Genomic DNA, 11699 nt, shown 5'->3' with positions numbered 1-11699 from the left:
CTCGGGGGGGGGGGGGGGGCTCTGTGTGGGGGGGGGGGGGGGGGTCACGCCCGCGCGCGGGGGCCGGCACCCCCCGCCCCCCCGGCGGCCGCCCCCGCCCGCCGCGCCCCCCGCGGCGCCCGGGTCGAAGGCTGTGCCGCCCGCACCGATGCGGGTCAGGGCGGTGACGAGCCGGTCCACGTCCGTGACGTCCGCCTCCAGCTGGTGGCCGAGGCCCGGGCCGCCGGCTTGCAGGAGGGCAGCCGTCGTACCCGGCTCGGGCGTCCGGGAGTAGAGCAGCACGCCGGTGCCCGGGCGGCCGCGGCGGACGGCCAGGGCGTCCCGTACCGCGTCGCCGTCCCGTGCCGGCCGGGCGGCCGTGGCGACGAGCAGCACGTCGGGGCGGTGGGCGTCGGCGAGGGCCGCCAGCGCTCCCGTGTCGCGGGCGGCGGACACCTGGTGGCCGAGGCCCCCGAGCACATGGGCCAGGCCGGCCCGCAGGACCGGGGAGCTTTCGGCCAGGACGAGACGCATGGGGTTCACTTCCTTCGCCGGGCGCCGCTGTATCCGGTCATCGCGACCGGTAGCTCTCGGCGATGAGAAAGGCCAGGTCGAGGGATTGGCTGCGGTTCAGCCGCGGGTCGCAGGTCGATTCGTAGCGTTCGGCGAGATTCTCGAAGTGCAGCTCGTCGCCTCCACCGACGCACTCGGTGACGTCCTCGCCGGTGAACTCCAGGTGCACCCCGCCGGGATGGGTACCAAGCCCGCGGTGGACGTCGAAGAAGCCGGTGATCTCCTCGACGACGTCGTCGAAGTGCCGGGTCTTGTGCCCCGTCGGCGCCTCGAACGTGTTGCCGTGCATGGGGTCGCAGACCCATGCGACGGGCGCCCCCTCGGCGGTGACCTTCTCCACGAGGGCGGGCAGGCGTTCGCGTACGCCCCTGGCGCCCATGCGGACGACGAAGGTGAGGCGGCCAGGTTCGCGTTCCGGATCGAGCCTGTCGATCAGGGCGAGCGCCTGGTCCGCCGTGGCCGTCGGTCCGAGCTTCACGGCGATGGGGTTGTCGATCCTGGAGAAGTACTCGACGTGTGCGCCGTCGATGTCCCTGGTGCGCTCGCCGATCCACAGGAGGTGGCCGCTGGTGGCGTAGGTGCGGCCGGTCTCCGGATCGGTCCGTGTGAGGGCGTCCTCGTAGTCGAGGAGGAGTCCCTCGTGGCTGACGTAGAACTCCACGGCACGCGCGATGGCCTCGTCGGCCCCGCAGACCTTCATGAAGGTGAGCGCCCGGTCGATCTGGTCGGCGAGTTCGCCGTAGCGCACACCCGCCGGGGAGCCGGCGACGAAGTCCTGGTTCCAGGCGTGGGCCTGGCGCAGGTCCGCGTAGCCGCCGGTGGTGAAGGCGCGGACCAGGTTGAGGGTCGCGGCGGCGGAGCGGTGCATGTGCTGGAGTCGCCGGGGGTCGGGAGTGCGCTGTTCCTCCGTGAATCCGAAGCCGTTGACGGCGTCACCGCGGTAGGCGGGGAGGGTGACGCCGCCGCGGGTCTCGGTGGGGCGGGAGCGGGGCTTGGCGTACTGGCCCGCCATTCTGCCGACCTTGACGACGGGGACGGAGGCCGCGTAGGTGAGGACGAGCGACATCTGGAGCAGGGTGCGCACCTTCCCCCGCACGGCATCGGCCGTGGCCTCGGCGAAGGTCTCGGCGCAGTCCCCGCCCTGGAGCGGGAACGCCTCTCCCCGGGCCACGGCGGCGAGCCGCCGTTTGAGGAGTTCGCATTCGTCGGCGACGACGAGCGGCACCGCCGCGCCGAGTTCGGCGCGGACCGCGTCGAGGGCGGCCGGATCGGGCCAGTCGGGTTGCTGGGCTGCGGGCAGGTCCCGCCACAGGTCCTGATACACCACGGGTATCTCCTCGGTGGGGCGGACGGAAGTCGGAAGGGATCAGGAGACCGGCGCCGGCACGGACCGGCGGGCCATTTCGAGGAAGTTCGCCATCAGCCGCATGCCACCGACGGTGGTGATGCTCTCGGGATGGAACTGCACTCCCTCGATGGGCAGTTCGCGATGGCGCAGGCCCATCAGGGCTCCGTCGTCCTCGGCGCGGGCTGTGGCCCGGAGCTCCGGGGGCAGCGGGTCCTCGACAACGAGCGAGTGGTAGCGGGTGGCGGTCATCGGGGCGCCGAGCCCGGCGAACAGTCCTGTTCCGTCGTGCCGGACCGGGCTCGTCTTGCCGTGTTTGAGCCGGCCCGCGACGTCCACCCGGGCGCCGTACGCCAGACCGATCGCCTGGTGCCCCAGGCAGATGCCGAGGAGCGGCACGTGTCCGGCGAAGGCGTGCACCAGCTCGGTGTGGCCGGAGTCCGCGGGGTGACCGGGCCCGGGGCCGAGCACGACGGCGTCGGGCCGGCGGGCGGTGAGCCGCGCGGGCGATTCGGAGCGTGCCCGGACGACGTCCGTGCGGGCACCGAGGCCGCGCAGATACTGGTCGATGATGTGGGTGAAGCTGTCGTGGGCGTCCACCAGGAGGATCCTCACCGGGACTCACCTTCCAGGGGCGCGCCGTCCGGGCCGCGGCGCACGGTGACCGGCAGGTCTCCCGCTTCCGCGACCGCTGTCAGTTCCTCTCCGGTGAGCGCCCAGTACGCGGCCCCCATCTTGTGCAGGGTCTCGCGCCACTCGGCCACGGGCGAGGAGTCGGCGACGATGCCGGCGCAGCTCTGGGTGGAGTAGACCGGTCCGTCGCGCACGATGGTGCGGATGCAGAGCGCGAACTGCCCCCGGCCGCGCACATCGACGAGGCCGACGGCTCCCGCGTACATGCCGCGCGGCTCGGTCTCCAGGCCCTCGATGATCTCCATGGCGCGGATCTTGGGTGCGCCCGTCACCGTCCCCGCGGGGAACGTGGCGCGCAGCGCCGACCACACGTCGGCGTCCGGCGCGAGCCGTCCTTCGACGGTGGAGACCAGGTGGTACACGTGGGAGAACTCCTCCACCTCCATCAGGCGTCCCGCGGTCAGCGTCCGCGGCACACAGACCCGCCCGACGTCGTTGCGGCACAGGTCGACGAGCATCACGTGCTCGGCCCGTTCCTTCTCGCTCGCGAGCAGTTCGGTGACGCGCCGCGCATCGGTACCGGTGTCGCCGCTGCGCGGGGCCGTACCGGCGATGGGCCGCATCACGATGCGATCGCCCTCGGTCCTGAAGAGCAGCTCGGGGCTGGCGCCGATGAGTGTGGTGCCGGCGTGCGGCACCAGGTACATGTACGGCGACGGGTTGCGGTCACGCAGCCGCCGGTAGGCGTCGAGCGGCGTCAGCGGGGTGGTGACGTCGATCCGGTGCCCGATCTGGATCTGGTAGATGTCGCCGACGCCGATGTGTTCCAGGCAGCGGCCGGCGCGGGCGAGGAAGGTCTCCCGGTCGGTGCTGTCGCGCACGGACAGCGGTGCCGGGGCCGCCGGTACGGGTTCCTCGACGGCGTCCGCCGCGGTACGGGCCGCCGCCACGATGTCGAACGGCGCGGGCTGCGGGAACTCCTCGGCCAGGGCCCGGAAGTGGAGGGCCTCGCCGGTACTCGTGTCGTACCGGACGGTGTTGCGGTAGAGGGTGAGCACACAGTCGGGGCCGGCGGCGCCCTTGCGCGGGGGGAGGTCCTCCAGGTGCCAGGCGGTCCCGTAGCCGAGGGTGGCGAGGAACCCGAACACGTAGGTGTCCGGGGACTGTGCGGTGTGCAGTGCGAACAGGTTCTGCACGGCGCGGAGCAGTTCCAGTGCCTGGCCGGGCCGGTCGATGGGCAGGGAGCCGGTCGCCGACGGGCTCAGACCGAGCCCGTCGGCGACCGTGAGCAGCGCGTCGGCGACGGCCTCGGTCCCGGTGATCGTGATGTGCCCGGGGTGGACGCGGATCTCGGCGAGCCGGTCGTAGCCGATCACCGCCGATGTGCGGTCCTGCTGCGGGCCCTGCGGTGACTCCAGCAGGAAGACGTCGTCGCCGTGGATCTCGCGCAGGGCCGTGCAGAGGTCGAGCGGGCGGTGTTCCGGGAGGAGCGTCTCCTCGATGTGGACATGGACGGCGGGCGCGCCCGCGGGCGGGGAGCGGTACTCCGGGGCGGACGGCGCGGCCGGGGTCTCTAGCAGCGTGGTCAAGGACTTCTCGCTTTCTGGTCTTATCAGCCGAGTACGTATCCGTCCGCGTCCCGCAGCCCCCGGGAGCGGCGCAGGTCGCTGAGGATGAAACTTCGCTGCAGCCAGCGGTCGTTGCCGTCGTAGCGGGGGCGGAAGGCGGTCCGGCCGTGGACGGTGACCCGGTTGTCGACGACGGCCAGGTCGCCGGGTTCGAGCAGGGCGGTCCGTGCCGTCAGGTCGAACAGCTCCTGGAGTTCGGCCAGGGCCCGTCCGGCACGCGGGGTGAGCGGTTCCGTGGCCGCGAAGTCGACGCGCACGTCGGGGTCCTCGGGCGCCCCGGACAGCACGGCGTGCGCCTCGGTGGTCCCGGAGGCGGCACCGAAGGACGGCGGGGCGGCGGTGCGGAACTCCTTGCTGAACAGCGCCTCGCGGCCGTCCGCCGAGAGCAGCGGCAGCACCTGCCGGGTGCAGCCGGTGCGGAGTCCGGCGACGCGCTCGTGGTCGGCGCGCAGGCACAGGAGCATGACGAAGTCGGGGCGGTGGGGGTGGAAGGCGTTCTCGGTGTGAAAGGTGAGCAGCACCGAGCCTGCGTTGCCCTGGAAGTCCTCCTGTCCGGGCACCGGGACGACGTCCTGGACGAGCGCCCCGCCCTTCTCGGGCCGGAACGCCGCCGGGTCGCCGAGCCCGCCGGCGATCATCAGCAGCAGTGCGGCGGGCAGGGCCGCGGTGCGCTGCACGGAGCCGGCGGCCGCCGGGGTGGGCGGCAGGTCCGCGCCCTCCACCGGAAGGCCGCGCAGCAGCAGCGTCCCGGTGGGCCCCGAGTCGCGGCGGAACTCCCGCAGTGTGCGGCGGAGTTCGGCGGGGAGGTCGGACCAGGCGTGCCGGGCGGCAGCGACCCAGGCGCGGTCGTCGACGCGGTCGCCGGCGAGCGGTGGAATCGTACGGGCCACATCGGCGATGGCCCGGGCCCGGTCGCTCATGTCGGCCACGGGGGTCGTGGCGCCGGTGGAGTGGATGGTCGCTGTCATCTGTGCTTCGCCTTCCTGGGGTACGTCCTCGGTGGTGCGGCCGGGTTCACGCGGCCCTCGCGACGGGCGGGGCGCAGCGCTCCGTGCTGCCCGCCCGGTCCGCGATCGGTGCCACGCGGGGTTCGGCGAGGGCCCGGTAGGCGTGCGCGGACAGGGCGACGGACTGATCGAGCCGGGCGGCGTTGAAGTAGATCTCGTCCTGCTCAAGCAGGCCGGGGTCCACGACCACGTGCAGGTCCGGGTGGAACGAGAACGGAATGATGGAGCCGCTCACACAGCCCGTGAGCCGTTCCGCGGTGGCCCGGTCGGCGAAGCCTGCCCGGACTCCGCCCATCACCGCGGCCACCGCGCCGAGATCGACGCGGTGGTCGCCGCGCACCACGGCGAGTACGTACTGCCGCTTCTTGCCGGGCAGGGCGACCCGGATCACCAGTGACTTCGCGGCCTGCCGCAGGGGGTGGCCGCGCAGCAGACTGGCCAGGTCGGTCGCCCCCTGCGGCGGATGGCCGATGAACCGGTGCGGGTGGGGGGCGCGGGCGAGCAGCTCCTTCAGCCGGGCCCGGGCCCCGGGGCTAGGAGTGACCGGCACGGGACATCGCCTCGGCCACGGAACGCGGACGCATGTCGGTCCAGTGCTCCTCGATGTGAGCCAGGCTCTCCGCGTGGCTGCCCTCCTCCCGGGCGACCCGCCAGCCGGCGGGAACCTCCGCGAAGGCGGGCCACAAGGAGAACTGGTCCTCGTCGTTCATCAGGACGAGATAGCGCCCTTCGGTGTCCTCGAACGGATTGGTCATGACGCACTCGCTTCCTGCCAGTACGGGTGTTCCGTACGGCTGTCGATACGAAGGGGCCGGCCCGCGGGACGGCCGGTCAGGCGACGGCCTGCTCGGTGACGTCCTGCGGGCTCAGGGCGGTGCTGCCGTAGATGCCCTGCACCCAGTTGGTCTGGTAGACGGTGTCCAGATAGCGCTCGCCCAGGTCGGGCGAGATCGTGACCGCGGTCGTCCCGGCGCGTCCGGCGTCGTGGGCCTCCAGCCAGGAGGCCGCTCCCGCGACGACGGTCCCGGTGGATCCGCCGAAGAGGAAACCGCGGGCGGCGAGCCGGTGGCACATCCGGACGGTGTCGGTCTCCGGGACAAGCACCACCTCGTCGATGTACGACTCGTCGAGAATCGGCGGGCGCACCCCCGCGCCGAGGCCGGGGATCATCCGGGTCTCCGGCGGACCGCCGAAGGTGACGGAGCCCACGCTGTCCACGGCCACCACGCGTACGTCCGGGCGGCGCTCCTTGAACCAGCGGGCGCATCCCATGAGGGTGCCGGTGGTGCCGGCCCCCACGAAGAGCACGTCCAGGCCGGGGAAGGCCCGGGCGATGGGAGGCGCGGTCCACCGGTAGTGCGCGCGCCAGTTGTCGGAGTTCGTGTACTGGTTCAGCCAGACGTGGCGGGGGTCGGCGGCGCACAGGGCGCGCACCTGGGCCAGTCTCGCGCCGAGGTATCCCTCCTCCGGATCGGGTTCGGTGACGATGTGGACATCGGCGCCCAGGGCCTCCATCAGCCGCCGCGAGGAAAGGTTGCAGCGGGAGTCGGTGACACAGAGGAAGCGGTAGCCCTTGCTCGCCGCGATCATGCTGAGGGCCACGCCGAGGTTTCCGGACGAGGACTCCACGAGGATCGAGCCGGGGGTGAGAGCCCCGCTGAGTTCAGCCGCCTCGACCATGGCCAGGGCGGGTTTGAGTTTGATGGAACCTGAGAAATTGAATCCTTCGCATTTCAGGAAGAGCGAAGTGCCGAGAACGGTCCTCAGATCTATGTAGAGGTCGTCCTCGTTGAATTCCTGCGGAGCCGAGATGATCGGCACGCTGCCTCCCGCGTTCGGGCTTGGACGTGAAGGCGGAAAGGTCAGCCGTAACGGCTCATGTCATGGAAGAAGCCGTCGACGACCGCCAGTTCCCCCGCGGCGCGCACGGTGTCGTAGACATGCCTGCCGAGCGCGAGGTCGAGGACGCCGAGGCCGAACGGTGAGAAGATCACCGGCCGGTCGGCGGCCGGCTCGACCGCTCCGGTGAGCACGTCGTGGAGGGTGCCGTGCACGAAGTCCCTGTTCCCGGTCCGCTGTTCGGCCAGGTGCAGGGAAGTCTGTGCTTTGAGACAGTGCTCGACGTCGTCCACGATGTTGGTGGCGCCGAGCACGACGTCGGCCGACAGGTCACGGAGCGAGATGTGCAGCACGAGTGGGTTGTGCGCGAACCATTCGCTCTTCGTGACGTGCGGTTCCCCGGCTACCGTGGCGAAGACCACGACGTCGCAGGAGCGGATCAGCTGCTCGGGGCTGTCGTGCACGGTGACGGTGCCGGCCGTCCCGGACCGCTCCAGGTAGCCGGCGAAGCCCTCGGCGTGCTCGCGCGAGAGGTCGTGGACGCCTGTTTCGTCGAACTCCCAGCCGGTGCCGGCCAGGTAGCTGTGGAGGTAGCGGGCGATGAGCCCGACGCCGAAGAACCCGATGGTGCGGGGGCGCTCCCTCCCCCGGGTGAGGGCGTCGGCGGCGAGCGCGGCCGACGCCGCGGTCCGGGTCGCGCTGATGATGGAACTCTCGAGGCAGGCCAGCGGATAGCCGGTGTCCGGGTCGTTGAGGATGAGCACGGCGGACGCGCGGGGCAGGCCCGCCGCCACGTTCTCCGGGAAGCTCGATATCCACTTCAGGCCGTCGACGGGGGCCTTGCCGCCGATCGAGGCGGGCAGCGCGATGATCCGGGACGTGGGCCGGTCCGGGAAGCGCAGGAAGTAGGAGGGCGGGTTGACGGTGTCGCCCTCGCCGTGGGTGCGGTAGGCGGCTTCCACGATGTCGACGACGTCCTGGTGGCGGCCGTCGAGGACGCGCTGGACCTCGGCTCCCGGTATCACGGCGAAGGCGGGACTCGGTGTCATGCGGGGCTCTCCCGTAGGGGTGCGGACGGTGGTACGGAGGTCAGTTCAGGTCCATGACGTGGCCGGCGAGCCGGGTCGGGTTGCCGAGGATCACGACGATCTCGCGCTCGCCCTCGTACGCCTCGCGGCTGTGCGCCATCCGGATGTTGTCGACGAGCAGGACGTCGCCGTCCTGCCACGGCTCGCGCCGGGTGGTGTCCTCGTAGGCCTGGTTGATCGTGGAGATCACCTCGGCGGAGATCGGTGTGCCGTCGCCGTGCGTGGTGGTGAACGGCAGCGAGTCGGCGCCGTACACGTCGGTGAGGTATTCGCGGATCATCGGGTCGAGCGTGAGCTCGTTCAGGAAGGCGATCTGGTTGAACCAGAGCGGCCTCCCGCTGACCGGGTGGTCGCTCACCGCGGAGCGGCGCTGACGGGTGCGCAGGGCGCCGTCGTCCAGCCATTCGTGTTCGATGCCGGACGCGGCGCAGTACTCGGCCACCCGCGCCCGGTCGTCGGTGCCGAACGCCTCGGTCCAGGCGACGCCCACCTCGCGGTAGGTGCGGGTCAGTCGCCACCCCTCGCGGGCGAACCGGGCGACGAGTCCGGCGGGCAGGGCGCGCAGCACCTCCTGGGCGTCGGCGACCGCGGTCGCGCCGCCTTCCCGGGGTGCGGTGAGGCAGCCGAAGACGGCGAGGGCCGGCACCTCGGCGGCGTAGCTCAACTCGTGGTGCATGCACATGGGTTCCTCGGCGGGCCACTCGGAGGAGCCCTGCACACCGGGGTGGTAGGTGCGGCGGGCCGCGAAGCGCTCCCGCTCCTGCGCGGGGTCGACGCCGAGCGCCCGCGCGACGGATTCGACGGCCCCCGGGGTGGCGACGGCGAGACCGCGCAGCAGCACGGCGCCGTGGTCGGCGAGGGCGCGCAGCACGGTGGTGCGGTGCCGCGCGGCCCACGAGGCCGCGTCATCGGGGGCCGGGGCGCGCAGGACGGCGACGCCGCCGGGCGGTGGTGCCGGCACGGGGCTGTGGTCCGCTTCCGCGGTGGCTTCGAGTACGGACGTCATCTCTGCGATGTCTCCTCGGTTACGGGTGGCGACGGGTGTCGTACCGGCTTCGGCGGTGGCTCAGCCGACGGCCGCGGCGGGGGTGGCCGTGCGCTCCGCGAGGCGCTCGGCGAGCAGGGCCGCCAGGTCGCAGAGCACCGGGGTGCGGGCCACTTCCTTGACGGTGACGAGTCGTTCGAGGGCCATCGCGAGGCGTACGGCGGTCAGCGACGTCCCGCCGATCTCGAAGAAGTGGTCGGTGCGGCCGATGCGTTCGGCCGGCACCTTGAGCACATCGGCCCACAGTGCGGCGAGCCCGGCCTCGCTCGGGGTGACCGGCGCCTGGATCCCGGCGCCCGCCGGGGTGTGCGTGGCCGGATCGTCCCCGGCGTTCTCCGCCTCCCGGGTCAGGGTCTTCCGGTCGGTCTTGCCGTTGGAGGTGAGCGGCAGCGCGGGCCGGCGCTCCAGCCGGGCGGGAACCATGTAGGCGGGGAGGATGTCGGCGAGCCGGGCCCGGACCTCGCCCGGATCCGGACCGTCCTCCCCGGTGTAGAACCCGACGAGCGCGCGGGCCTCGCCGCGGCCCGCGGCGACCACCGCGCCGTCCCGCACCCCGGCGACCTCCAGCAGCCGGTTCTCGATCTCGCCTATCTCGATCCGGAAGCCCCGGATCTTGAGCTGGGCATCGCGCCTGCCGTGGAACTCGAGCCGCCCGTCGGGCATCCAGCGGCCGAAGTCGCCCGAGCGGTACAGCCGTTCGCCGGGCCGGTGCGGATCAGGCAGGAAGGCGGCCTTGCTGCGTGCCTCGTCGTTCACGTACCCGCGCCCCACGCACACTCCGGAGAACACGATCTCGCCGGGGGAGCCGAGCGGCACCGGCTGGAGCCGTTCGTCGACGACGTACACCCTGACGTTGCGGACGGGCCGGCCGAGCGGTACCGAAGGGCCGGCCGGGGCCCGGTGCATGACCTCGTGGTTGGTGTCGTCGCACGTCTCGGTGAGTCCGTACGCATTGCACAGGGTGACGCCGGGGAAGGACGCGAACCAGCGCTCGACGAGCTCCTTCTTGAGCGCCTCGCCCGTCGCGGAGACCGCACGCAGGTCCGGCAGCGCGGCCTCGCCGTCGTCGCCCAGACAGGTGAGGAGCACTTCCAGGTACGAAGGGACGAGCTGAGCCACCTCGACCCGGCCGGCGCGCAGCGTCCCGACGAACCTCTCCACGTCCAGGACCGCTTCCTGGGCGACGATGTGGGTGGTGCCGCCGGTCACGAGCGCGGCGACCAGCTGCCACAGGGAGATGTCGAAGCACTGGGGCGCGGTCTGGGCGACGACGGTGCCCTCGGCGATGCCCAGGTCCTCGATCTTGGCGAGCAGGTGGTTGACGAACCCCGCGTGCTCGCACACCGCCCCCTTGGGCTCTCCGGTGGAGCCCGAGGTGAAGTAGATGTACGCGGCCGCGCCGGCGGGGACCGGGAACCGCGGGTCCCTGCCGGGCAGTGCGGCCGGGAGCTCGTCGAGGAACGTGACGACGGGGTCGGTCCCGGACTCGGCGACGGCCCGGTCCAGGGCCGGGCACGCCTCCCGGGTCGTGAGCACGGTGCGGCAGGCGCTGCGGGTGAGCACGGACGCGATCCGGGCGGCCGGGAAGTGCGGCTCGACCGGCAGATAGACGCCGCCCGCCTTGAACACCCCGATGACCGCGGCGAGCCAGTCCAGATCGCGTTCGGTGACGACCGCGACGACGCCCTCGTCCCCCAGTCCGCCGTGCCGCAGAGCCCAGGCGATCCGGTTGGCCCGCTCGTTGAGTTCCGCGTACGTGAGCGAGCGGCCTCCCAGCACGGCGGCGACGGCGCCGGGGTGGCTGCGCACCCGCTCCTCGAAGAGCTCGTGGAACCTGCGGTCGGGCACCTCCCGCTCGGGGCCCGCCAGTTCCTCGGTCTGGTGGCGTATCTCGGCGTCGCAGAGCAGGGACCGTTCGCCGTGCGGGGCGCCGGGGTCCTCGGCGGTGCGGCGCAGCGCGGTCAGGTAGTACCCGGCGATCCTCGCGGCGGCCGCGGCGTCGAGCGCGTCCGTGCGGTGGCGGACGACGAGGTCGGCACCGTCCACGTGGACGTCGAGCACCGTGCCGGCCGGCGCCGGTGCGGGTGCGCCCGCCCCGGGAGCGGTGACGAGGGAGTCGAAGCGTGCGCCGCCCTCCTGCTTGCCGGGGGCCTGGTCCGCGTACCGGCCGAGCGCGGCGGCGGCGTCCTGTGCGGCGGCGACGAGGTCGCTCCAGGTGCCGTCCCCGGTGTTGATCCGGACCGGGAGGGCGTCGCGACCGGCCTGCCGGTATCCGGTGACCGTCTCGCTGTCGCCGGTCAGGGCGGCGACCACCTTCGCGTGCGCCGCCAGGAGCACGGGAGCCGTGACCGGCGTGCCGGCGAGCGGCGTCCGGTGCTCGGCGAAGACCGCCGCGCCCTCGTCCGCGCGGGAGCGGTCAGCGGTCCACCGGGGCAGCGGGGTGAAGCCCCCCGCGCCCAGCACACCGCGCCAGTACTCCCGGCCGGCCTCGCCGGCATTGTCGTCCGCGCACCGCTTCACCTGCGTGCCTCCACCCGAAGTACCCGTCACTTCCGTGAGCCG

11 protein-coding genes are annotated in these 11699 nt (G+C 72.7%); all 11 read right to left on the bottom strand.

The genetic code is table 11. The features are described 5' to 3' along the window. Nucleotides 1-513 (bottom strand): ANTAR domain-containing protein (locus ABTX18_RS29085; RefSeq protein WP_503061228.1); only part of this gene is annotated, 513 nt, incomplete at its 3' end. 37 nt (nucleotides 514-550) lie between these two features. After that, nucleotides 551-1885: a class II 3-deoxy-7-phosphoheptulonate synthase gene (locus tag ABTX18_RS29080; protein WP_352125866.1), complete on the bottom strand. Its 1335-nt coding sequence runs from the start codon at nucleotides 1883-1885 to the stop codon at nucleotides 551-553. A 33-nt stretch (nucleotides 1886-1918) separates the two neighbouring features. After that, nucleotides 1919-2512, bottom strand: a complete 594-nt coding sequence (locus tag ABTX18_RS29075; RefSeq protein WP_352125742.1) for an anthranilate synthase component II — start codon at nucleotides 2510-2512, stop codon at nucleotides 1919-1921. After that, nucleotides 2509-4119, bottom strand: a complete 1611-nt coding sequence (locus ABTX18_RS29070; RefSeq protein WP_352125741.1) for an anthranilate synthase component I family protein — start codon at nucleotides 4117-4119, stop codon at nucleotides 2509-2511. Before ABTX18_RS29070 ends, ABTX18_RS29075 begins: the two co-directional genes overlap by 4 nt. Nucleotides 4120-4142: 23 nt before the next feature. After that, nucleotides 4143-5126, bottom strand: coding sequence for a TauD/TfdA family dioxygenase (locus ABTX18_RS29065; RefSeq protein ID WP_352125740.1), 984 nt, complete (start codon nucleotides 5124-5126; stop codon nucleotides 4143-4145). A 46-nt stretch (nucleotides 5127-5172) separates the two neighbouring features. Beyond that, a complete protein-coding gene (locus ABTX18_RS29060) occupies nucleotides 5173-5715 on the bottom strand; it encodes a YbaK/EbsC family protein (protein WP_503061227.1) in 543 nt (180 codons plus the stop codon). Beyond that, nucleotides 5699-5920 (bottom strand): MbtH family protein, encoded by a 222-nt coding sequence (locus ABTX18_RS29055; protein WP_352125739.1) that lies wholly within the window; start codon nucleotides 5918-5920, stop codon nucleotides 5699-5701. The genes ABTX18_RS29060 and ABTX18_RS29055 overlap by 17 nt, the downstream gene beginning before the upstream one ends. A 76-nt stretch (nucleotides 5921-5996) precedes the next feature. Beyond that, nucleotides 5997-6986: a 2,3-diaminopropionate biosynthesis protein SbnA gene (gene sbnA, locus ABTX18_RS29050; protein WP_352125738.1), complete on the bottom strand. Its 990-nt coding sequence runs from the start codon at nucleotides 6984-6986 to the stop codon at nucleotides 5997-5999. Between the two features lie 41 nt (nucleotides 6987-7027). Beyond that, nucleotides 7028-8053, bottom strand: a complete 1026-nt coding sequence (sbnB, locus tag ABTX18_RS29045) for a 2,3-diaminopropionate biosynthesis protein SbnB (RefSeq protein ID WP_352125737.1) — start codon at nucleotides 8051-8053, stop codon at nucleotides 7028-7030. Nucleotides 8054-8093: 40 nt separating this feature from the next. Then, complete coding sequence (locus tag ABTX18_RS29040; protein WP_352125736.1) at nucleotides 8094-9098, bottom strand: TauD/TfdA family dioxygenase; 1005 nt, start codon at nucleotides 9096-9098, stop codon at nucleotides 8094-8096. Nucleotides 9099-9158: 60 nt separating this feature from the next. After that, nucleotides 9159-11657, bottom strand: a complete 2499-nt coding sequence (locus ABTX18_RS29035) for an amino acid adenylation domain-containing protein (RefSeq protein ID WP_352125735.1) — start codon at nucleotides 11655-11657, stop codon at nucleotides 9159-9161. Nucleotides 11658-11699: the final 42 nt, after the last annotated feature.

The organism is Streptomyces sp. NPDC096323, assembly GCF_040302845.1.
GTDB lineage: Bacteria > Actinomycetota > Actinomycetes > Streptomycetales > Streptomycetaceae > Streptomyces.
This window is presented reverse-complemented; position numbering and strand designations above follow the sequence as displayed.